The 24,038-nt window shown below is 41.9% G+C and carries 20 protein-coding genes and 1 riboswitch; of the genes, 19 read left to right on the top strand and 1 reads right to left on the bottom strand.

Features of this window, described 5'->3' with window-relative positions:
• Positions 1-26: 26 nt before the first annotated feature.
• The 11 genes from polX (at position 27) to IRB79_RS22875 (ending at position 14,948) form a co-directional block, all read left to right on the top strand.
• A complete protein-coding gene (polX, locus tag IRB79_RS22925) occupies positions 27-1,745 on the top strand; it encodes a DNA polymerase/3'-5' exonuclease PolX (protein ID WP_243505196.1) in 1,719 nt (572 codons plus the stop codon).
• Positions 1,746-1,774: 29 nt separating this feature from the next.
• Positions 1,775-4,132, top strand: a complete 2,358-nt coding sequence (locus tag IRB79_RS22920; protein WP_243505194.1) for an endonuclease MutS2 — start codon at positions 1,775-1,777, stop codon at positions 4,130-4,132.
• Between the two features lie 70 nt (positions 4,133-4,202).
• Positions 4,203-4,610 carry a DUF350 domain-containing protein gene (locus tag IRB79_RS22915; protein ID WP_206839031.1) on the top strand — a complete coding sequence of 136 codons (408 nt, stop codon included), beginning with the start codon at positions 4,203-4,205 and terminating at the stop codon, positions 4,608-4,610.
• A gap of 350 nt (positions 4,611-4,960) precedes the next feature.
• Positions 4,961-6,664 (top strand): long-chain-fatty-acid--CoA ligase, encoded by a 1,704-nt coding sequence (locus tag IRB79_RS22910; protein ID WP_243505186.1) that lies wholly within the window; start codon positions 4,961-4,963, stop codon positions 6,662-6,664.
• A gap of 288 nt (positions 6,665-6,952) precedes the next feature.
• Positions 6,953-7,537, top strand: a complete 585-nt coding sequence (locus IRB79_RS22905; protein WP_243505184.1) for a fatty acid metabolism transcriptional regulator FadR — start codon at positions 6,953-6,955, stop codon at positions 7,535-7,537.
• Between the two features lie 40 nt (positions 7,538-7,577).
• On the top strand, positions 7,578-8,351 hold the full coding sequence (locus IRB79_RS22900) for an enoyl-CoA hydratase (RefSeq protein ID WP_243505183.1): 774 nt from the start codon (positions 7,578-7,580) through the stop codon (positions 8,349-8,351).
• Positions 8,352-8,898: 547 nt separating this feature from the next.
• Positions 8,899-9,672, top strand: coding sequence for an electron transfer flavoprotein subunit beta/FixA family protein (locus IRB79_RS22895; RefSeq protein ID WP_243505182.1), 774 nt, complete (start codon positions 8,899-8,901; stop codon positions 9,670-9,672).
• A 40-nt stretch (positions 9,673-9,712) separates the two neighbouring features.
• On the top strand, positions 9,713-10,690 hold the full coding sequence (locus IRB79_RS22890; protein WP_243505181.1) for an electron transfer flavoprotein subunit alpha/FixB family protein: 978 nt from the start codon (positions 9,713-9,715) through the stop codon (positions 10,688-10,690).
• A gap of 179 nt (positions 10,691-10,869) precedes the next feature.
• A complete protein-coding gene (gene trxA, locus IRB79_RS22885; protein ID WP_243505180.1) occupies positions 10,870-11,184 on the top strand; it encodes a thioredoxin in 315 nt (104 codons plus the stop codon).
• A gap of 249 nt (positions 11,185-11,433) precedes the next feature.
• On the top strand, positions 11,434-13,227 hold the full coding sequence (gene uvrC, locus IRB79_RS22880) for an excinuclease ABC subunit UvrC (RefSeq protein ID WP_243505178.1): 1,794 nt from the start codon (positions 11,434-11,436) through the stop codon (positions 13,225-13,227).
• A 124-nt stretch (positions 13,228-13,351) separates the two neighbouring features.
• Positions 13,352-13,531: riboswitch (Lysine riboswitch) on the top strand.
• 187 nt (positions 13,532-13,718) lie between these two features.
• Positions 13,719-14,948 (top strand): aspartate kinase, encoded by a 1,230-nt coding sequence (locus IRB79_RS22875; protein ID WP_243505177.1) that lies wholly within the window; start codon positions 13,719-13,721, stop codon positions 14,946-14,948.
• A 61-nt stretch (positions 14,949-15,009) separates the two neighbouring features.
• Here the strand turns inward: IRB79_RS22875 and IRB79_RS22870 are convergent, their stop codons facing one another.
• Positions 15,010-15,462, bottom strand: coding sequence for a YslB family protein (locus IRB79_RS22870; RefSeq protein ID WP_243505176.1), 453 nt, complete (start codon positions 15,460-15,462; stop codon positions 15,010-15,012).
• A 349-nt stretch (positions 15,463-15,811) separates the two neighbouring features.
• Between IRB79_RS22870 and IRB79_RS22865 the strand changes: the two genes are divergently transcribed.
• From IRB79_RS22865 to recQ, 8 genes are all read left to right on the top strand, one after another.
• Entirely contained in the window at positions 15,812-16,420 is a 609-nt protein-coding gene (locus IRB79_RS22865) for a succinate dehydrogenase cytochrome b558 subunit (protein WP_243505175.1), read from the top strand.
• A gap of 140 nt (positions 16,421-16,560) precedes the next feature.
• A complete protein-coding gene (gene sdhA, locus IRB79_RS22860) occupies positions 16,561-18,321 on the top strand; it encodes a succinate dehydrogenase flavoprotein subunit (protein ID WP_009333187.1) in 1,761 nt (586 codons plus the stop codon).
• Between the two features lie 3 nt (positions 18,322-18,324).
• Positions 18,325-19,092 carry a succinate dehydrogenase iron-sulfur subunit gene (gene sdhB / locus IRB79_RS22855; protein ID WP_243505174.1) on the top strand — a complete coding sequence of 256 codons (768 nt, stop codon included), beginning with the start codon at positions 18,325-18,327 and terminating at the stop codon, positions 19,090-19,092.
• 142 nt (positions 19,093-19,234) lie between these two features.
• Positions 19,235-19,699 (top strand): acyl-CoA thioesterase, encoded by a 465-nt coding sequence (locus tag IRB79_RS22850; protein ID WP_243505173.1) that lies wholly within the window; start codon positions 19,235-19,237, stop codon positions 19,697-19,699.
• Between the two features lie 146 nt (positions 19,700-19,845).
• A complete protein-coding gene (locus IRB79_RS22845; RefSeq protein ID WP_009333184.1) occupies positions 19,846-20,070 on the top strand; it encodes a helix-turn-helix domain-containing protein in 225 nt (74 codons plus the stop codon).
• 159 nt (positions 20,071-20,229) lie between these two features.
• Positions 20,230-20,688 carry a MarR family winged helix-turn-helix transcriptional regulator gene (locus IRB79_RS22840; RefSeq protein ID WP_009333183.1) on the top strand — a complete coding sequence of 153 codons (459 nt, stop codon included), beginning with the start codon at positions 20,230-20,232 and terminating at the stop codon, positions 20,686-20,688.
• Positions 20,689-20,698: 10 nt separating this feature from the next.
• The gene (racE, locus tag IRB79_RS22835; RefSeq protein ID WP_279401037.1) at positions 20,699-21,493 is read left to right on the top strand and encodes a glutamate racemase; all 795 of its coding nucleotides are present in this window, start codon (positions 20,699-20,701) and stop codon (positions 21,491-21,493) included.
• A gap of 391 nt (positions 21,494-21,884) precedes the next feature.
• Positions 21,885-24,026 (top strand): DNA helicase RecQ, encoded by a 2,142-nt coding sequence (recQ, locus tag IRB79_RS22830; protein WP_243505170.1) that lies wholly within the window; start codon positions 21,885-21,887, stop codon positions 24,024-24,026.
• Positions 24,027-24,038: the final 12 nt, after the last annotated feature.

The raw sequence follows: 24,038 nt of genomic DNA, 5'->3' as shown, positions 1-24,038 counted from the left end.
AATACAGTTACAGGCAGGTGGTTTTCGTGAGTATAAATAAAAAAGATGTTGTCAGGCTTTTAGAAACAATCGCTGTTTATATGGAATTAAAAGGAGAAAATCCTTTCAAAACAGCTGCCTTTCGAAAAGCGGCACTGGCACTTGAATCAAATGATGAAAGCTTGACTGAAATTGATGACTTTACAAAGTTATCCGGCATCGGGAAAGGAACCGCTGCTGTTATTGAGGAGTACATAAAAGAAGGAAAGTCTTCTGTTCTGGATGAATTAAAAGAAGAAGTGCCTTCTGGATTAATTCCTCTGCTTCAGCTCCCAGGACTGGGCGGCAAGAAAATTGCCAAGCTATATAAAGAACTAGGTGTCGAAAATGCCGCAGACCTTGAGGATGCGTGCCGCAATAAGAAGGTCCGCGGACTTGCAGGCTTTGGGGAAAAATCTGAAGAAAAGATACTCGCTGCCCTTGAAAATGCAGGAACCAGACCGGAACGGCTGCCGCTTGCATTTATGCTGCCTATAGCAGAAGGCATAGAAGCCGCCCTGGGGGAAATGAAGGATATAGAAAAATACTCAAGGGCAGGAAGCTTAAGGAGAATGAGGGAAACAATCAAAGACCTCGACTTTATTATAGCTACAGACAATCCTTCTTCTGTCAAAGAGCAGTTACTAAGTTTATCCGGGATCAAAGAAGTGATCGCCGCAGGAGATACAAAGGTTTCCGTTGTTTTTGAACATTCCTATGATATATCGGCTGATTTCCGTTTAGTTGAGCCGCATGAATTTGCCACAACACTCCATCATTTTACTGGATCGAAGGACCATAATGTCAGAATGCGCCAGCTTGCAAAAGAGCGCGGGGAAAAAATCAGTGAATACGGAGTTGAAAACACAGAAACAGGTGAAATCCTTACTTTTAAAGATGAAGAGGAATTTTACGCCCATTTCGGACTTCCACTCTTCCCGCCTGAAATTAGAGAAGATGGGAAAGAAGTGGATGAATATACGCAAGACATGGAATTAATAACTCTTGAAGATATTAAGGGTGACCTTCATATGCACTCAACCTGGAGTGATGGCGCCTATTCCATTGAGGAAATGATTGAAGCATGCCGGGCCCGCGGCTATAAATATATGGCTATAACAGACCATTCTCAGTACTTGAAAGTGGCGAACGGTTTGACTGCTGAAAGACTTCGCAGTCAAAAAGAAGAAATAAAGCGGCTTAATGAGCAATTCGATGATTTCACGATACTGTCAGGAGTGGAAATGGATATTCTGCCCGACGGATCGCTTGATTATGATGATGAACTTCTAGAAGAATTGGACATTGTCATTGCTTCCATTCATTCTTCTTTTTCACAGCCGAAGGAAAAAATCATGGCTCGCTTGAAAACGGCGCTGCATAATGCCCATGTCGACATCATTGCCCACCCTACGGGAAGATTGATCGGCCGCAGGGAAGGCTATGAAGTAGACATGGAGATGCTCATCGAGCTTGCAAAGGAAACAAATACAGCCCTTGAGCTGAATGCAAATCCGAACCGGCTGGACCTTGCTTCCGAGCATATCAGACAAGCTCAGGAAGCCGGTGTGAAAATAGTGATTAATACTGATGCACATAAAATAGACACTCTAAATCACATGGAAATCGGCGTTTCTGCGGCAAAGAAGGGATGGATCAAGAAGGATTCCGTTCTAAATGCCATGGAAACAGAAGATTTGCTCAAATTTCTGAAAGAACGGCAGTAGGAAATTGGGCATGAAAGGGGAAAATCCTCATGCAAGAAAGAGTATTGAAGATACTTGAGTTCAATAAAGTGAAGGAACAGCTGCTTGAGCACGTTTCTTCATCCTTGGGAAGAAAAAAGGCCATAAATATTCGCCCTTCCACTGACTATGAAGAAGTAATCCGCAGGCAGGAAGAGACAGATGAAGCCGTAACAGTACTTAGAATTAAGGGAAATGTACCTCTTGGAGGCATTTTTGATATTCGTCCTCATGTGAAGAGAGCGGTTATTGGCGGGATGCTTAGTCCCCAGGAACTTTACCAGATATCCAGCACGATTCATGCAAGCAGGCAGATGAAAAGGTTCATCGAGGAATTTGCCGAGGAAGAAAGCAGCCTGCCGATCCTGCTGGAATATACAGATAAAATTATTGTATTGGCTGAGTTGGAAACGTCTATCCGCAATGCCGTTGACGATAATGGAGAAGTGCTTGACAGTGCAAGCGAGACTCTCCGTTCCCTTCGAAATCAGCTGCGCACGAAAGAATCACGTGTAAGAGAGCGCCTGGAGAGCATGATTCGCTCCTCCAGTGCTCAAAAAATGCTTTCTGATGCGATTATTACAATCCGCAATGACCGGTTTGTCATACCTGTAAAGCAGGAGTACCGGGGGCATTACGGCGGTATTATCCATGACCAAAGCTCCTCCGGCCAGACATTATTTATTGAGCCCGCGTCCATTGTCCAGCTGAACAATGAATTGCAGGGCATCAGGGTAAAAGAACAGCAGGAGATCGAACGGATTCTCATCGCTCTGTCAGGACAGGCCGCTGAAAACAGCAGTGAACTGGAGACCATTGTAGATGTGCTTGGGGAAATCGATTTTATGTTTGCAAAAGCCAGGTACAGTAAACGCATAAAAGCCTCCAAGCCAAAAGTCAATAATGAAGGGAAAATTTCATTATTCAAAGCCCGGCATCCGCTTATTCCTATGGATGAAGTTGTGGCAAATGATATTAAGCTCGGAGCTGAATATTCTACCATTGTCATTACGGGACCAAATACCGGCGGCAAAACAGTTACATTAAAAACAGTAGGGCTTTGTACATTAATGGCTCAGGCCGGTCTGCAGATCCCTGCGCTTGATGGTTCTGAAACGGCTGTTTTCGGAAATGTTTATGCTGATATCGGAGATGAACAGTCAATTGAACAAAGTTTGAGTACCTTCTCTTCGCATATGGTTAATATCGTGGATATTCTTGATCAGGTTGACTTCAATAGTCTGGTATTATTCGATGAGCTTGGTGCAGGTACAGATCCGCAGGAAGGTGCTGCCCTGGCGATTTCCATTCTTGACGAAGTATACAAGCGGGGGGCAAGAGTTATCGCCACAACTCATTATCCTGAACTGAAAGCCTATGGCTATAACAGAGAAGGAGTTATCAACGCCAGTGTAGAATTTGATATTGAAACGCTAAGTCCAACCTATAAGCTGCTGATTGGGGTTCCGGGCCGAAGCAATGCCTTTGAAATATCAAAACGGCTTGGGCTCAATGATCAAGTGATTGAGACCGCAAGATCCTATATCGGAGCAGATACAAATCAAGTTGAAAATATGATTGCATCACTTGAAGAAAGCCGCAGACAAGCAGAGGCTGACATGGAAGAAGCCAATGACTTTTTGAAAAGTGCAGAAAAACTTCATAAAGATCTGCAAAAGCAAATGGCTGAATTTTATGAGCAAAAAGATGCAATGCATGAGAAGGCAGCAGAGAAAGCCGGGAATATCGTTGAGAAAGCCAAGGCAGAAGCAGAAGAAATTATCCGTGACTTAAGAAAAATGCGCATGGAGAAACATGCTGAAGTGAAGGAACATGAGCTGATAGAAGCAAAGAAACGCCTGTCCGAAGTTGCACCGCAGATGAGCTCGGCAAAGAATAAATTAAAGCCAAAGAATAATAAACATGTTTTTGAAGCAGGTGATGAGGTAAAAGTTCTGAGTTTTGGACAAAAAGGGCATTTGCTTGAAAAGGTGTCTGACAATGAATGGCAGGTTCAAATCGGCATCTTGAAAATGAAAGTTGCCGAGAAGGATTTAGAATATATCAAGAGTCCAAAACCTGTTGAAACAAAACCAGTTGCAACCGTAAAAGGCAAAGATTTCCATGTGAGCCTTGAACTTGATTTACGGGGCGAACGATATGAAAACGCACTATTAAGAGTGGAGAAATATATAGATGATGCCCTTTTGGCTGGATATCCACGTGTCTCCATCATTCATGGTAAAGGGACTGGGGCTTTGAGGCAGGGTGTTCAGGAGTATCTAAAAAATCACAGGTCAGTTAAAAAAATTCGATTTGGTGAAGCAGGAGAAGGCGGCACAGGGGTTACAGTCGTTGAATTTAAATAAGTTTTGCCACCAGCTCCCCTTTTGTTTTTGATTAGGGGGGAGGGTACTTATTCCAGCGGGGAGAATGGAAATGAAAGAATTTTGGGAAAATGAATTTATTCAGACAGCTGCTTATTACAGTGTAGTCATTTTATGTATGATTGTTTTTTTAGCTATTTTTGAATTAGTTACCAAGTATCGCAATTGGGAAGAAATCAAAAATGGAAATATCGCTGTAGCAATGGCGACCGGCGGAAAAATTTTTGGGATTGCAAATATCTTCAGGCATTCCATCATGCATAATGATACCTTGCTGACAATGATTACCTGGGGAATTTTTGGATTTTTTCTTTTGTTGATCGGCTATTTCATATTTGAATTTTTAACACCTAAGTTTAGAATTGACGAAGAAATTGAAAATAATAACAAAGCAGTCGGTTTTATTTCCATGGTGCTGTCAATCGGATTGTCTTATGTCATCGGTGCAGGTTTATCATAAGGAGAGAATTAACATTGGAAAAGTTAGCAAAGGTTCTGCTGGTTCTTAGCGGAGTGTTTATTCTTATAGGGGCCATTTATATATTTTTCATAACATAATATTTTTTTGAAATATGGATATGGGAAAATCGCCAGTATATATGGCGATTTTTTTGTTATGTCCATTAAAAAGAATATCCACGATTGGCTGGACAGCCCTTTGAAAAAAATATCTTCCTGAGTGTAAGGTCTTATTCTAATTGTCATAGAACCAGCATTATATTATAATAAGGTCGAACAGTTAGAATGTTCTAAAAATTTTTGAGGTTGTCCATTGTTTTTCAAATGGGCTTGAAACAAAGGAGGGACAAAATGGCAGAAGCAAAACCATGGCTTAAGCAATATCCGGCAGAAATCCCCTCAACCTTGTCATATCCCAAACAGCCGGTACAGGATTATTTGAAGAATGCTGCAGAAGAATTTCCGGAGAAAATAGCCATCCACTTTATGGGAAAGGAATTCACATATAAATATATATATGACTCTTCCCTGAAGCTTGCTGCATATTTGCAGAATCTCGGAATTGAAAAGGGAGACCGCGTGGCGATTATGCTTCCGAATACTCCGCAGTCCGTTATCAGCTATTATGGAATTCTGATGGCTGGCGGGGTTGTTGTCCAGACAAATCCGCTGTATATGGAACGGGAATTGGAATACCAAATGAAAGACTCAGGAGCAAAAGCAATCATTACAATGGATATCTTATTTCCGAGAGTGAGCAAAGTGATGCCGCAGACAGAATTGAAGCATATAATTGTAACCGCTATCAAAGATGCTCTTCCATTCCCTAAAAATCTAATATATCCTTTTATCCAGAAAAAACAGTATAGAATTGTCGTAAATGTAAAACATGAAGGGCATAACCATTTGCTGACGGAGATTTTAAAAAGGCCGGCGGAACCTCTGAAAATCCATGACTTCGATTTTGAAGAAGACTTGGCATTACTGCAATACACAGGCGGCACAACCGGTTTTCCAAAGGGTGTAATGCTTTCGCACAGCAATCTGGTATCCAATACAGCAATGTGTAAAGCCTGGCTTTATAAGTGCAGGCGCGGCGAAGAAACAGTGCTGGGCATACTTCCGTTCTTTCACGTGTATGGAATGACAACAGTTATGATCTTATCTGTTATGGATGCTCACAAAATGGTCCTCCTTCCGAAATTTGACCCGGAAACGACCCTGAAAACTATTCATAAAGAGAGGCCGACCTTATTCCCTGGTGCCCCAACGATTTACATTGGGTTATTGAACCATCCGGATATAAAAAAATATGATTTATCTTCCATAGACTCTTGCATCAGCGGATCTGCTGCCCTGCCCGTTGAAGTCCAGCAGAAATTTGAAGAAATAACAGGAGGAAAGCTTGTCGAGGGCTACGGTTTGACGGAATCTTCACCTGTTACACATGCGAATTTCTTATGGGACCGCCCCCGTGTCAAAGGCAGTATAGGTGTCCCCTGGCCTGATACAGATGCAGCCATTTCTTCACTGGAAACGGGAGAAGCGCTTCCGGCAGGAGAAGTTGGCGAAATTGCCGTTAAAGGTCCTCAGGTAATGAAAGGCTATTGGAACCGCCCGGAAGAAACAGCACAGACCTTAAGAGATGGCTGGCTGCTGACAGGTGACCTGGGCTATATGGATGAGAATGGATACTTCTATGTAGTGGACAGGAAGAAAGATATGATTATTGCAGGGGGATTCAATATTTATCCGCGTGAAATAGAAGAAGTGCTATACGAGCATCCAGCCGTGCAGGAAGTGGTTGCTGCCGGTATACCTGACCCATATCGCGGAGAAACAGTAAAAGCATATATTGTGCTGAAAGAGGGCAAAGAAGCAACGGAAGAAGAGCTGAATCAGTTTGCAAGAAAGCATCTTGCAGCTTATAAGGTTCCAAGGCTATATGAATTCCGCGAGGAGCTTCCTAAGACAGCTGTTGGAAAAATACTGAGAAGGGCATTAGTAGATGAAGAAAAAAAGAAATTTAAAGAAGAAGAGGAAAAGCGGGCTTAACTTCAGAGACCGATTTTCGATCGGCTCTTTATTTTTGAGCCAATAAGCTTGTCCAGACATAAAAGAAATGTAATAATAAATTATATTTCTAGAGATAATTTCTTGACACAAATGAATTGTCCTACTATTATAAAAATATGAATGATGATTCATTCATTTTAGACCGATTTTTAAATTCAAAAATAAACTAAGTTGATTGGCCAATCCCGGCAGCAGGAATGGTATTACTCCAACCCTGCTGCTCAATAAAAATCAATACACCTGTTTATTCTGAAAGGAGGGAACCGCTTGAAAAAAACAAAGCCTAAATACCGGCAAATTATCGATGCGGCTGTAGTCGTGATCGCTGAAAATGGCTATCACCAGGCACAGGTATCAAAAATTGCCAAACAGGCTGGTGTCGCTGATGGCACCATATACTTATATTTTAAGAACAAAGAAGATATATTAATATCCCTCTTTCAGGATAAAATGGGCTACTTTGTTGAGAAAATTGAAGAAAAAATTGCAGGAAAAGAGAAAGCTGCAGAGAAACTATTAATGATGGTAGAATCACACTTTAGAATGCTCTCGGAAGACAGGCACCTGGCAATTGTAACCCAGCTTGAATTGAGGCAGTCCAATAAAGACCTTCGGCATAAAATTAATGAGGTGCTCAAAGGATACCTCGCTTTAGTGGAAAGGATTCTTGCTGACGGCAGGGAGAGCGGCGAGTTTCCAGCTGACCTGGACATAAGGCTCGCACGACAGATGATTTTTGGCACCATGGATGAAACAGTGACCACATGGGTAATGAATGAGCAAAAATATGATCTTACTGCTTTGGCAAAGCCTGTTCATAAACTTTTGATCAGCGGGTGCGGAAAACCTTGAGGCAGATAAAGTGCTCCATAATATAGTCAGGAGGGATAAGATGGAATATCTAAAATGGTCCCAACAGGACTTCGTGGCGACGATCACTATTGAACGCCCGCCTGCGAATGCTCTTTCATCAGGTCTATTGAAAGAGCTTTCAGCTGTCCTGGATGAAGTTGAAGATAATGAAGAAATTAGGGTGATCCTTATTCATGGGGAAGGCAGATTCTTCTCGGCAGGTGCTGATATTAAAGAATTTACAACCATTGAAAGTGGGGAAGATTTTTCAAACTTGGCGACCTATGGACAGGATCTCTTTGAAAGAATGGAAAAATTCCCTAAGCCAATTATGGCAGCGATTCATGGAGCAGCATTGGGCGGCGGCCTGGAGCTTGCGATGGGCTGTCATTTCCGTCTCGTAGCTGAAAACGCAAAGCTCGGTCTTCCGGAGCTTCAGCTTGGATTGATTCCCGGTTTTGCCGGAACTCAGCGGCTTCCTCGATATGTCGGTGCTGCACGTGCAGCAGAAATGCTTTTTACAAGTGACCCAATTACCGGGCTTGAGGCAGTGCAATATGGCTTGGCTAACCATGCCTATCCTGAGGAGCAGCTTTTGGACAACGCTTATAATATGGCGAAGAAGATTGCCAAGAAGAGTCCGGGATCGATTAAGGCGGCCATTGAGCTCTTAAACTACGGAAAGACCGGACAATTCTACGAAGGTGTTAAAAAAGAAGCGGAATTGTTTGGAGAAGTATTTGTTTCTGAAGATGGCAAGGAAGGCATATCTGCGTTTATAGAAAAGCGTGAACCGAATTTTACCGGAAAATAGTGTTTTAAAAGATTTGGGCTGAAAGATTACATTCATCCTCATAATCTATTATAATAGACTTGTATGCGGATGATTTAATCTTCAGAAGATTCATCGGTTAAGTTATGGTCTGTGAGCGAGCGCCCGCTCAATTTCAAAGGTTGTTTACGTATAGTTTGTTGTTTTTCAATTCTAATTCGCTGAGTTGTTTGGAGCGGAAGGGACTTGATCCTCGAAAATGCTGACGCATTTCCTTCGTGCGGTGCCCATTCGAGGAAGCATATTCAATGTCCTGCGGGAGGAGAGGAAAGTGGGAGACCCCACAGGCGAAGCCGAGGAGGCTCGCACTCCTCCCCGCGGAAAGCAAGTGCCTGAAGCGGAAATCAACGGACTGTATTTATAGTAACAATAATAATCTATGAGAAAAGAGCTATTTCAAAAAAAGAGTGGCGTTCCAAGCAGATTAGCCTTTCTGTATGCATTAAATATTTTCAATCTTTCGAAGTGAAGAAATGTTTTAATTAATGGCTTTGTTTTATGACAATGCTTAATTACTAGGAGGGAAATCATGAACATCTACGTATTAATGAAGAGAACATTTGATACTGAAGAAAAAATTACAATCTCCGGCGGCAAAATCAATGAAGATGGCGCTGAATTTATCATTAATCCATATGATGAATATGCAATTGAAGAGGCAATCCAGGTTCGTGATGCAAATGGCGGAGAAGTAACAGTTGTTTCTGTGGGAACAGAAGAAGCTGAAAAGCAGCTCCGTACCGCTCTTGCGATGGGTGCCGATAAAGCTGTATTAATAAACACAGAAGATGATCTTGATTATGGGGACCAGTACACGACTGCAAAAATTTTATCCGAATACTTGAAAGACAAAGATGCTGACTTAATCATTGCTGGAAATGTAGCAATTGATGGCGGTTCGGGACAGGTTGGACCTCGTGTAGCAGAAATTTTGGGCATTTCTTATGTAACAACTATTACTAAGCTCGATATCAATGGCAGCTCTGCGACAGTAGTGCGCGATGTTGAAGGGGATTCAGAAGTAATTGAGACATCACTTCCATTATTGGTCACTGCCCAGCAGGGTTTAAATGAACCGCGCTATCCGTCCTTGCCGGGAATTATGAAGGCAAAAAAGAAGCCTCTTGATGAACTTGAGCTTGACGATCTTGATCTTGATGAGGACGATGTTGAAGCTAAAACAAAGACAATCGAAATCTATTTGCCGCCTAAGAAAGAAGCAGGAAAAGTTCTTGAAGGCGAATTGGAAGACCAAGTTAAGGAACTTGTAAAGCTTCTTCATACTGAAGCCAAAGTTGTCTGATCATCAATAACTGATAATAATAACGCAGGGGGTAAATCATATGGCTAGAAAAGTATTAGTGTTGGGTGAAGTCCGTGACGGTTCATTGCGTAATGTATCCTTCGAAGCTGTTGCAGCTGGTAAGACTGCGTCAGAAGGCGGAGAAGTTGTAGGTGTTTTAATTGGTGATTCTGTAAGCGCTTTAGCTAATGAGATGATTCACTATGGAGCTGACCGTGTTGTAACAGTTGAAGATGAAAAGCTGAAGCAATATACTCCTGACGGCTTTTCACAGGCTTTAATGGCTGTGATTGATTCCGAAAGTCCGGAAGGCCTGATTTTTGGACATACAGCATTAGGGAAAGATCTTGCTCCAAAAATTGCTGCCAAGCTGGAGTCGGGTTTAATCTCTGACGTAACGAGCCTTGAAGAGGCAGGTGGCAACCTGGTGTTCACCCGCCCGATTTATTCAGGCAAAGCATTTGAAAAGAAAATTATGACAGATGGCATCCTTTTTGCAACAATCCGTCCAAACAACATAGCTCCATTGGAAAAAGACGAATCAAAATCAGGAGATGTTGCTTCTGTTGCTGCAGAAATCAAAGATCTTCGCACAATCATTAAGGAAGTTGTCCGCAAAGCCAGTGAAGGCGTTGATTTATCCGAAGCTAAGGTTATCATTGCCGGCGGCCGCGGCGTAAAGAGCGAGGAAGGCTTTGAGCCATTAAAAGAGCTTGCTTCTGTTCTAAATGGAGCAGTGGGTGCATCACGCGGAGCTTGTGATGCTGATTATTGCGACTATTCACTGCAGATTGGCCAAACCGGTAAGGTTGTAACACCTGATCTATATATTGCATGCGGTATCTCGGGCGCTATTCAGCATTTAGCTGGGATGTCCAACTCAAAAGTAATCGTAGCCATTAACAAAGATCCGGAAGCCAATATCTTTAAAGTAGCTGATTACGGTATTGTTGGAGACCTGTTTGAGGTTGTTCCACTGTTAACTGAAGAATTCAAAAAGCTTAAAGTAAACGCATAAGACAGTATTACTTAATGGGCGGCTGATGGCCGCCCATTATACATAGCGGCAATAGGGAAAGAAAGAGAATAATCTGCTCCAAATAGGGTAAATTACGATCGAGCAGATTGTTCGCAACATATAATAAACGATGATATACTGTCGTTAGTATTTGAGTTAAATTTTAGGAGGCATATCAAATGGCTATTACACACGCAACTGACCAAAACTTCACTGCTGAGACTGGTTCGGGATTAGTATTGGCAGATTTCTGGGCTCCTTGGTGCGGCCCTTGTAAAATGATCGCTCCTGTTTTAGAAGAGCTTGATTCTGAAATGGGCGATAAAGTGAAAATTGTAAAAATCGATGTTGACGAAAACCAGGAAACTGCTGGCAAGTTTGGCGTAATGAGCATTCCAACATTAATCGTTCTAAAAGACGGTGAAGTTGTAGATAAAGTGGTTGGTTTCCAGCCGAAAGAAGCTCTTGCCGAATTGCTTACAAAACATGCTTAATCTATAAGAAATTTCCCGGTGTCCCAAGAGGACATCGGGATTTTTTTGTCATCTGGGTTTTGTTGTTATGCTGCAAGTTTCCAGGCTGATATAATAAGATGATAATAATGTGCCATCTGCATATTAAATAATATTGGTTTGCTGCCAGCGTAAATGTTTTATTACTAGCATGCACCCCAAAATGATTATGCCAAATAATGAATAAATTGAACTTCAATAAAAAAGTTTTAACCGGGGAGGTGAAGTGCCATGAATGATACGATAAAAAATAAACTGATGCTGCTTCCTGCCCAACCGGGCTGTTATTTGATGAAAGACAGGCAGGGAACCATTATATACGTGGGGAAGGCAAAAATCCTGAAAAACCGTGTAAGATCCTATTTCACAGGCTCACATGACGGAAAAACATTAAGACTTGTTAATGAGATCATAGATTTTGAGTACATTGTCACTTCTTCAGATATGGAAGCATTGATCCTTGAGATGAATCTGATCAAGAAATATGATCCGAAATATAATGTAATGCTGAAGGACGATAAAAGCTACCCTTTTATCAAATTGACGGCCGAACGCCATCCCCGTCTGATTACAACCAGAAAAGTAAAAAAAGACAGGGGAAAATACTTCGGACCTTATCCCAATGTGCAGGCTGCCAATGAAACAAAAAAGCTGCTCGACCGAATTTATCCTCTCCGCAAATGTTCGACTCTTCCGGACAGAGTTTGCCTTTATTATCATTTAGGCCAATGTCTTGCGCCATGTGTGAAGGCCGTAAGCGAAGACCAATATAAGCAAATGACAGATGAGATTGCAAAGTTCTTAAATGGCGGATACAAAGAGATTAAAAAAGACCTGACTGCAAAGATGACAGCAGCTGCTGAAGAATTGGACTTTGAAAGAGCAAAAGAGCTTAGGGATAAAATTGCCCATATAGATGCAACAATGGAAAAGCAAAAAATGACATTGACAGACTTTACCGACCGGGATGTATTTGGGTATGCGGTTGATAAAGGATGGATGTGTGTTCAGGTATTCTTCATAAGACAGGGCAAACTCATTGAACGGGATGTATCAATGTTCCCTATTTATAATGAGCCGGAAGAAGAAATCTTAACTTTCCTCGGCCAGTTTTATACAAAAACAAACCATTTTAAACCGCGTGAAATATTGGCACCGGATTCGGTTGATGCTGTAATGGCAGAACAGCTTCTGGATGTTAAAGTGCTAAAACCGCAGCGCGGGCAAAAAAAGGACCTGGTGAAGCTTGCCTATAAAAATGCAAAAATTGCTCTTCAGGAGAAGTTTTCTTTAATTGAGCGTGATGAAGAACGGACAATTAAGGCTGTAGAAAATCTGGGAGATCAGCTTGGAATTTATACTCCTCACCGGATAGAAGCATTTGATAATTCAAATATCCAGGGAACGGACCCTGTTTCAGCCATGATCGTCTTTATTGATGGCAAACCAGAGAAAAGAGAGTACCGTAAATATAAAATTAAGTCCGTTAAAGGCCCTGATGACTATGGATCCATGAGAGAAGTAGTCCGGCGCAGATATACAAGGGTACTGAAAGAAGAGCTGCCGCTTCCGGACTTAATTATGATTGATGGGGGAAAAGGGCATGTTGAAGCTGTTCGGGATGTGCTTGAAAATGAACTCGGTCTGGATATTCCGATTTCAGGCCTGGTGAAGGATGAGAAGCACAGGACTTCACAGCTCTTATATGGTAATCCGCTTCAAATTATTCCGCTTGCAAGGAACAGCCAGGAATTTTATCTGCTGCAGAGAATTCAGGACGAGGTTCATCGCTTTGCGATTACTTTTCATCGCCAGCTTCGCGGAAAAAGTGCATTTCAGTCTATTCTTGATGATATTCCAGGCATAGGAGAAAAACGAAAGAAACAGCTGCTGAAAGCCTTTGGATCTGTAAAGAAAATGAAAGAGGCACCAATCGAGGAGTTTAGGAAAATAGGCATTCCTGCGAATGTTGCTGAGGAATTAAAACAGAGGTTTGAGGAACAAAATGGAAATCCCAAGTCATAAATGGATATAGACAGAAAAATTCAGACATGTTATACTAATTGAAACTTTATATCAATATCACTTTATAGCGATAAAGCGTATGTTCATATAGTTCAAACGAAGTGAACTGTGAACTGAATCGTTAAGTGAAGGTAGAGGTGCGAACTTCATCAGTAAAAGCTTGGAGAAGAATGAGCTTCCATGAAAAGCTTTGAAAGGGTATGTTCGCCGAAGTGGAGAAAATCTCATCATTTTCTCTGCTGGTTCTGCATTGAACAAATGCAGAATTGTCAGGACAATGCCGTTCTGGAGAGCTATCTCACTGTGTTTGCATTTTTATACTTTGGCTGCACAGCAATGGGATAGTAAACTATTCCATTGCTTTTTTTATTGCCCAAAAGGGTATTTTAGATTTAAGGCCATTGTCAAATACAGAGAGTGAACTGTCATGCTTCACTTACATAGGACGGCAAATCATAAAATTACGAGTTCTTTAGAAAGAAGGGAAAGCTGTGGGAATCATTGTGCAGAAATTCGGGGGCACCTCCGTGGGGACTGTAGACAGAATTCAAAATGTCGCCAATCGGGTAATTGAAGAAAAAAACCGGGGAAACGATGTTGTTGTGGTTGTTTCGGCAATGGGCAAAACGACTGATCAGCTGGTTGGCATGGCAAGGGAGATTTCACCCTCACCTGATAAAAGGGAAATGGACATGCTGCTTACAACCGGCGAACAGGTGACCATCTCTTTATTGGCGATGGCATTAAATGCGAAAGGGCATCCCGCCGTTTCTTTTACAGGGTGGCAGGCAGGTATTAAGACAGAAGCAGTCCATGGCAATGCGAGGATAGTGAATATCGATCCAGGTACCATTCAGGGGGAATTAAACCAGGGGAAAATTGTGATTGTAGCAGGCTTCCAGGGGATGACTGAAGATGGTTCCATCACCACACTTGGCCGGGGCGGGTCTGATACAACGGCTGTTGCACTGGCTGCAGCACTTAAAGCTGATAAATGTGATATTTATACCGATGTAACCGGGGTATTTACATCTGATCCCCGCTTTATAAAGAATGCCAGAAAATTATATTCTGTTTCCTACGATGAAATGCTTGAACTGGCCAATTTGGGGGCTGGTGTGCTCCATCCAAGAGCAGTCGAATTTGCTAAAAACTATGGACTTCCCCTTGAAGTGCGTTCAAGCCTTGAGAAGGAAGCCGGAACAATCATTGAGGAGGAAGTAAAAATGGAACAAAACTTAGTCGTGCGCGGTGTGGCTTTTGAGGATGATATAACAAGGGTGACGATTCTTGGTCTTCCTAATTCACTGACTGGATTGTCTACTATTTTCTCGGCCCTTGCCAAAAATCACATTAACGTTGATATCATTATCCAGAGCATGACAGAAGCTCAGACGACAAACCTCTCATTTTCAATAAAGAATGAAGATCTTACAGATACAGTAAAAGTGCTGGAAAAGCATAGAGAACAATTAAATTATGACAGAATTGAATGGGAATCCGGCCTCGCCAAGGTTTCGATTGTTGGCTCAGGCATGATTTCCAATCCGGGTGTGGCTGCAGAAATGTTCGAAGTGCTTTCCGCGAATGAAATAACGGTGAAAATGGTAAGCACGTCAGAAATTAAAGTATCGGCGGTTGTTGAAAACAGCAAAATGATTGATGCAGTTGATGCTTTGCATGATGCATTCAAGCTGTCAGTTTCTCCGGTTAAGGCTTAATTCCAGGAAAATCAAACAATAAGCTATCAAAATTGATAGCTTATTGTTTGTACATATGATATTACTCAGCAGGATCCTTTTTATCCCACTTCACTGTAATAAGGATTTTGCCGGTTTTTTTGCGGGGATGTTCAAATGCCTCACAGATGACTTCTTTTTGAAGTTCAATCTGCTGGGCTATAAATCCGGCCTCAAGCTGAAAGGTGCAGTTATTGTTCTTTTTGCAGCGGTCTGCAATCAGCTGGCTTGATAATTCCATTTCAATTTCATGTTTCGATTCGTTTGCGATGGAAAGATTTCCCCAGCCGGCGTTTATAAAAAACTCGGCAATCTGGCTGGCTGTTTCAAGAGGATACATGCGTGCGATCCTTTTGCCGGCCCAATATAAAATTTCCGGTGCTTCATTTCCCAAAAGGTCATGCAGCAGCACTTCCCGGATTAGTTCATAGCCAAATACCGGAATTGTCTGTATGTGATCTTCATTAGTGGATTTCGCAGATGCTAATTCGCTCAATAGTCTCCCCTCTTTCTATGATTCTATTATATACAATATGCTGAGGGAGTTAATATCAATTCGGGGAAAAATAGAACGATTTGCATAGAAATAATTACTATTTCAGTATACTGGAGACCAGCAACTAGGTCATATTGAACCGAAGAATAATATATGTTTTTTAACCGTAAATATTTTTTAAAAATTTTATTAATATGGAACATTTTATGTATCCGTTTTCTTGACGCTCTATTATCTTGGGAGTAAAATGGACATGTCACATAATTGTAAGAAAATGAATAACATTTTCGAGATGATGTCCTGAGCGGGGGCTCAGCATCATTTTTTTAAAATCAGGGGGGGAAAGTTTATGGCAGGTAATCGTGAGTTTTTTAATCGCAGATTGCATTCATTACTTGGGGTTATACCGGTTGGATTGTTTTTGGTGCAGCACCTTGTAGTGAACCATTTTGCAACAGGGGGAGAGGAATCTTTTAATAATGCGGCGCATTTCATGGAAAGTCTTCCATTCAGAATATTCCTTGAAACGTTTGTAATCTATCTACCTTTGCTGTTCCACGCAATCTATGGCCTTTATATTGCTTTTACTGCGAAAAATAACACAAGCAGGTATGGATACTTCCGTAACTGGATGTTTATGCTGCAGCGTGTTTCAGGTGTCATTACGCTGGTTTTTATTGCGTGGCATGTTTGGGAAACACGTGTACAGGCTGCCTTTGGAGCAGAAGTTAACTTTCAGATGATGGAGAACATCCTATCTAATCCATTTATGTTCTGGTTCTATATTATTGGAGTCATTTCTGCAATTTTCCACTTTGCTAATGGACTTTGGTCATTCCTTGTCAGCTGGGGAATTACAGTATCTCCTCGTTCACAGGTCATTTCCACGTATGTAACGATCGGAATTTTCATTGCACTATCTATTGTTGGTGTACGTGCTCTTACAGCATTTATTTAAAAGACAATAAAAGACTATTAGACTTTGGATTTAAACGTGCCAATAATATTGCAGCGTTGAGAAGCGGTCTGGCTTTAAGCGCGATAGGCAGGCGCTCTGCGCTTTTCTAAGTTGTACTAGTAATTAGGGAGTGAGTCACTATGGGTAAAGGAAAGGTTATAGTTGTCGGCGGCGGATTAGCCGGTTTAATGGCGACAATTAAAGTTGCAGAATCCGGGACTCCGGTTGAATTATTTTCTTTAGTGCCGGTTAAACGTTCTCACTCTGTTTGTGCCCAGGGCGGCATCAACGGAGCAGTAAATACAAAAGGGGAAGGCGATTCTCCTTGGATTCATTTTGACGATACAATTTATGGCGGAGACTTCCTGGCAAACCAGCCGCCTGTAAAAGCAATGGCAGAGGCAGCACCAGGAATTATTCACTTATTTGACCGTATGGGTGTTATGTTTAATCGTACACCTGAGGGACTGCTGGATTTCCGCCGCTTTGGTGGAACACAGCATCACCGTACAGCATTCGCTGGTGCTACAACAGGTCAGCAGCTTCTTTACGCGATGGACGAGCAGGTCCGCCGCCATGAAGTGGCAGGGTTAGTAACAAAGTACGAAGGCTGGGAATTCCTAGGGGTAGTAATCGACGATGATGGAGCTTGTAAAGGTGTCGTTGCCCAGAACCTGACTTCTATGGAGATCAAGTCATTTGCTGCAGATGCTGTAATTATGGCTTCCGGAGGACCTGGAATTATCTTCGGAAAATCCACTAACTCGGTTATCAACACTGGATCGGCTGCTTCAATCGTTTATCAGCAGGGCGCTTATTATGCAAATGGAGAATTTATTCAAATTCACCCAACCGCTATTCCGGGAGACGATAAGCTTCGCCTAATGAGTGAATCTGCGCGCGGTGAAGGCGGACGAGTCTGGACATATAAAGATGGAAAACCATGGTACTTCCTTGAGGAGAAATATCCTGCTTATGGAAACCTGGTGCCCCGTGATATTGCAACCCGTGAAATTTTTGACGTGTGTGTTAACCAGAAGCTTGGCATTAATGGGGAGAACATGGTCTATCTTGATCTTTCCCATAAAGATCCTAAAGAGCTTGATATCAAGCTTGGCGGAATCATTGAAATCTATGAGAAATTCCAGGGTGAAGACCCTCGTAAAGTGCCAATGAAAATCTTCCCTGCTGTCCACTATTCAATGGGCGGACTATGGGTTGACTATGATCAGATGACAAATATTCCTGGCTTATTTGCTGCAGGTGAATGTGATTATTCTCAGCACGGTGCCAACCGTCTGGGTGCAAACTCACTACTATCAGCCATTTACGGCGGTATGGTGGCAGGTCCGAATGCTGTCAAATATATCAGCGGCCTGGATAAGAGTGCTGAAGATCTGCCATCATCATTATTTGACCGCCATGTAAAACAGGAAGAAGAAAAATGGAATAATATCATGTCTCTTGATGGCACAGAGAATGCATATGTCCTTCATAAAGAGCTTGGTGAATGGATGACAGACAATGTAACGGTTGTCCGCCACAACGACAGGCTTTTGAAAACAGATGAAAAAATTGTTGAACTTATGGAGCGCTATAAAAACATCAATATTAATGACACTGCGAAATGGAGCAATCAGGGTGCAAGCTTTACGCGCCAATTGCAGAATATGCTTCAATTGGCACGTGTTATTACAATTGGTGCCTACAACCGTAATGAAAGCCGCGGTGCCCACTATAAGCCGGATTTCCCAGAGCGTAATGATGAGGAATTTATGAAAACAACAATGGCGAAGTTTGTTGATGCAAATTCCGCTCCAGCATTCCATTATGAAGACATTGATGTAAGCTTAATAAAACCGCGTAAGCGTGACTATTCCAAAAAGAAAGGGGAGAATTAATCCATGCAAGAAACAAAAACTAAAACAGTCCGTTTTGTAATCAGCCGCCAGGATACTCCTGATTCAGCCCCTTTTCAGGAAGAGTTTGAAATAGATTACCGTCCAAATATGAACGTTATTTCTGCTCTAATGGAAATTCGCCGTAATCCGGTTAATGTGAAGGGCGAACAGACTACTCCAATCGCATGGGATATGAACTGCCTTGAAGAAGTCTGCGGTGCATGTTCAATGATTATCAATGGAAAGCCCCGCCAGTCCTGTACGGCACTTGTAGATCAGCTGGAACAGCCGATCCGTCTTGAGCCGATGCGCACGTTCCCTGTAGTCCGTGACCTGCAGGTCGACAGAAGCCGTATGTTTGACTCCTTGAAAAAGGTTAAAGCGTGGATTCCGATCGATGGTACTTATGATTTGGGACCAGGACCGCGTATGCCTGAGAGAAAGCGCCAATGGGCATATGAACTGTCAAAGTGCATGACATGCGGTGTTTGTCTGGAAGCATGCCCGAATGTAAACAGCAAATCTGACTTTATCGGGCCAGCTCCTTTATCACAGGTTCGTTTGTTCAATGCTCACCCAACTGGTGAAATGAATAAAGCAGAACGCCTGGAGCAAATCATGGGTGATGGCGGACTTGCCAACTGCGGAAACTCTCAAAACTGCGTACAGTCCTGCCCGAAAGGCATTCCTTTAACAACATCCATCGCGGCACTTAACCGCGATACAACATTCCAGTCTTTCAAAAACTTCTTTGGAAGCGACCAGATCTAAACATCATAGAACCCCTTTCCTTTTTGGAGAGGGGTTTTTGCATTCAGAGCTGAAAGGTTTTGGTGTTCAAATAATTCCAAAAACACTATAATAAAATATAAAAGAGTGAGCGCTCATTCATTAATAGCCGGGAGGAACCAGCATGAAAAAATTGAGCTATATTGACGATTTTAAAAAATGGGAAGAAGAATTCATTTTCTTTCATCCAGTAAAAGTCAGATTTTCTGAAACAGATATGTTTGGACATTTGAACAATACCGTTCCATTCACATATTATGAAGAAGCACGGATAGAATTTTTCAAAAGTAAAGGCTTCATGCAGGACTGGGTAAAGCCTGATAACGAAACCATACCAGTCGTAGCAGACCTCCAGTGCGATTTTATCCGCCAGGTTTTCTTTGATGAAGAGATACAAATATATGTAAAAGCTGCTTCAATAGGTAATTCTTCTGTTGATCTTCATTATATGGGCAAGAAATCAGATGGTTCAGTTTGCTTCACCGGCAGAGGGACGATGGTGCAGATATCAAAGGTGACAGGCAAGGGTGTGCCTTGGACCGAAGAAATGAAAGAAATGCTGAAAAGCGGGGTTAAAGTACGGGCCTAGCGGCACAATGGCACATTTTTGAAAATAACTTTCTCCTTTCACTAAATATAGTCACTTCGGCTGTTTTGCTGACATATGATATGGTGACTAAATATATACCCATCCCGCGGTTCATAGCTGGCGAAAGGCAAGGAGGGTTACAATACTTGAAGGAGAATGAATATACTCACAAGCCGTTACTCACCAAACGAGAAAGAGAAGTATTCGAATTGTTAGTACAAGATAAAACAACAAGGGAAATCGCTGGTGAATTGTTTATAAGTGAAAAAACGGTTCGGAACCACATTTCCAATGCCATGCAAAAGCTTGGTGTAAAGGGGCGATCACAAGCTGTTGTAGAGCTCCTTCGAATGGGAGAGCTAGAACTTTAATTTAGACCGGCTATCCTTCTGGGAAGCCGGTTATCACATTTATAAAGGGATTTTTTCATTATTGGATTTATTTCTGTCTTGAAATTTTTACGGAAAAAGGTGAAAATAAATGCACAAGGGCAGAAAACGTCGTAAAAGCTTAAATGGGAGTGTTTAAGAATGAAGCTTGAAGATCCTAAAACAAATGAAATAAATGATGTGGTAGCTGAAATTGAGAAAGACTTAAGATACATATCCGGCATTATCAAGCAGAAGGGAAGGGAAATTCTAAGTGATTTCACCATTACCCCTCCTCAGTTTGTTGCATTGCAATGGCTTTTTGAAGAAGGCGATATGACCATCGGTGAGCTGTCAAACAAAATGTATCTTGCATGCAGCACGACAACAGATCTTGTTGACAGAATGGAGAAAAACACCCTTGTGAAAAGGGTAAAAGACCCAAATGACCGAAGAGTGGTCAGGATCCACCTGCTTGAAGAAGGAGAGCGGATTATTGAAGAAGTTATAAAAAAACGCCAGGATTATCTAAAAGAAGTTCTTAAAAATTCTTCACATAATGAGGTCTTGTTCTTAAAAGATAACTTAATGAAATTACACCATGATATGCGAGGAGAATGAGGCGGTACTTGTGAAACAACCTATAGGAATTATTGACTCCGGAGTCGGAGGCTTAACAGTCGCAAAAGAAATCATGCGGCAGCTGCCAAATGAAGATATTGTTTACCTTGGAGATACAGCCCGATGCCCTTATGGCCCCCGGCCTGGTGACGAGGTAAAATCCTTTACCTGGCAAATGACGAAATACTTGCTTGGCAGAAATATTAAAATGCTGATCATTGCCTGTAATACTGCTACTGCTGTAGCCCTGGAAGAAATACGCAGGGAACTGACGATACCGGTTATCGGTGTCATTTTCCCTGGGGCCAGAACAGCTATAAAAGTAACGAAAAATCATAAAATTGGTGTCATTGGCACAGAAGGCACAGTCAAAAGCAAGGCATATGAAAATGCGCTGATTCAGTTAAACAGGAGATCTGATGTGCATAGTCTGGCATGCCCTAAATTCGTTCCTCTTGTAGAGAGCGGGGAGTATGAAGGCTCTGTTGCCAAAAAGATCGTGGCTGAGACTCTTCAGCCTATTAAAGGCAAAGGAATGGATACACTCATTCTCGGATGTACCCATTATCCTTTATTAGAACCAATTATAAAAAATGTAATGGGAAAAGACGTAAATGTCATCAGTTCCGGTGAGGAAACAGCAAGGGAAGCAAGTACCATCCTTCATCACTATGGAATGCTTAAAGCTGCTGATGAGAACCCTGAATATAAATTCTGCACAACGGGCTCAACGGCCATTTTTTCTAAAATTGCTTCAAAGTGGCTGGGTTTTCCTGTAAAAACCGTAGAAAAAATATCGCTTTAACAAATACGGACATCTTCTGAACTTTTTCAGAAGGTGTTTTTTAAAGATAAGTATAAAATTTTGAACGCGGATAACTGTCTAGCTCCACAAGGAATGCTTCGACAGCTTTATCATCGCACGACTAAAAGCGGTAGCTTTTAGGAGGAGCGCCTACCCCCTCGGGGGCCCCTAGGACAAGGAAGGCTTCGAACAGCATAATCATCGCACGACCAAAAGCGGCAGCTTTTGAGAGGATGGGGGTCATGCGGACGTTGCCACAGGACGTGGCGTTCTTAGTCTGCGTTCCTTCGTGGGCAAGGCGCTTCCGCTTTTCTTTTAGGATTACATTTTTAAAAAGCTTTGGTATCATGAGAATGAAAGACAAAATATATTAGTTGAGTTGGTGATCAATTTGCTGGCACAAGCCGAAAACTATCTGAAAAAATATTTTGGATATACCACTTTCCGCCCCGGACAACAGGAGATTATTCAAAATATCCTTTCTCAAACCAATACTCTTGGCATTCTCCCAACTGGAGGCGGAAAGTCAATCTGCTTCCAAATACCCGCTCTTGTACTCCCCGGAACGGCCATTGTGATTTCTCCCTTAATTTCCCTGATGAAAGATCAAGTAGATGCCCTTAGCCTTGCCGGCATCCCGGCTGCTTTTATCAACAGCACACTGTCTTCTGCCGAGTATCAGCATGTTGTGGCCGGAATACGTAATGGTGAATATAAGCTCGTGTATGTGGCGCCGGAACGATTTGGTTCCATGGCCTTTTTGGAATTATTAAACGTTATTTCAATTAGTGCTATCGTCTTTGATGAGGCGCACTGCATCTCTCAATGGGGGCATGACTTCAGACCAAGTTATCGTTCCGTTGTCGCTGAGCTTAACAGCCTGAACCAGAAACCTGTAATCGCTGCTTTGACAGCAACAGCAACACGGGATGTTGCAGATGATATTCGCAGGCTTTTAAACATAAAAGAGGAAAATACGTTCATTACTGGTTTTGCAAGGGAGAATTTATCTTTCCAAGTTTTGAAAGGTGTTAACAAAAGGGACTTTATATTGCAGACCATAAAGAAACATAAAAACGAAGCGGGAATTATATACACTTCAAGCCGCAAGGAAACGGACCAGCTGTACCAATTTTTAAAAGGCAAGAACTGCTCAGCTGCCAAATATCATGCAGGCCTAAAGGAAGAAGAACGAAAAGAAGCACAGGATGCCTTTGTATACGATAAATCAGATATTATGATTGCAACGAATGCTTTTGGAATGGGGATTGATAAATCCAATGTCAGATATGTCATCCACTATAACCTTCCGCGAAACATTGAAGCTTATTATCAGGAAGCGGGAAGGGCTGGCAGAGATGGGGTGGATAGCACATGCTACCTGCTGTTTGCTCCTCAGGATATCCAGCTGCAGAAGTTTTTGATAGAGGAGAGCAGTCTGGATCCCCGGAAAATGGAGCAGGAATACAGCAAGCTTAAGGATATGGTTAATTACTGCCATACAGAAAAATGCCTCCAGTCCTATATCATTGAATATTTTGATGAGAATGCTGAACCTATTCAATGCGGCAAATGCAGCAGCTGTCTGGATGAACGGACAAGCATGGATATTACTCAGGAAGCTTTAATGATTTTTTCATGCATTAAGCGAATGGGAGAAAGATTTGGCATTACTTTGACAGCCCAGGTTTTGAAAGGCTCCACTAATAAGAGAATCCGCGAAATGAATTTTCATACACTTTCAACATTTGGATTGCTGAAAAACCGCAAAGAAAAAGAGATTGCTGATATGATAAACTATCTGCTCGCTGAGGACTATCTGATTTTAACAGATGGAAAATATCCGACAGTAAGGCTATCCGCCAGTGCAGTTCCCGTTTTGAAGGGGCAGAAAAGATTATCCATGAAAATAAATGAGCCTGTGCCTGTTCAGGAAACAGAAGAAAACAATGAACTCTTCGAGATCCTGAGAAAGCTCAGGAAAAAGATTGCAGATGAGGAAAATGTCCCTCCTTTCGTAGTTTTTGCTGATGCAGCATTAAAAGAAATGAGCCGCTATTTTCCCGTCAGCAAAGACATGATGTTAAATATTAAAGGTATAGGGCAAATGAAGTTTGAAAAGTATGGGGAAGACTTTATCCAGGCTATTAAAGAATTTGCCGAAGAACATAATATTTCCCCTAAGCCTGCAGCAGAAGCGCCGCCAAAAACAGAGGAACCTATAGATGATCGTCCAAGCTACCAGATTTCCTTTGACTATTACAAGGATGGAGATTCAATAAGGGAAATAGCCAAAAAGCGAAATTTCTCACTGATAACAATTCAAGAGCATATATTTCGCTCTATCAGAGAAGGCAATGTAATTGACTGGTCAGATATTTTCAATGAAACTGAAGAAAAGCTCGTTTTACAGGCTGCTGAAAAAGCTGGAAGAGACAAACTTAAACCAATTAAAGATGAACTTCCGGAAGAAATAGATTATTTTAAAATCAAAGCCGTCCTGGTAAAAGATGAACTGCAGAAACAAATTTGACAGAGAAGCTCC

Origin of the sequence: Cytobacillus oceanisediminis (genome assembly GCF_022811925.1) — a bacterium.
Taxonomy (GTDB): domain Bacteria; phylum Bacillota; class Bacilli; order Bacillales; family Cytobacillaceae; genus Cytobacillus; species Cytobacillus oceanisediminis_D.
The sequence above is the reverse complement of the archived record's forward strand: the minus strand, read 5'-3'. Positions and strand labels throughout refer to the sequence as shown.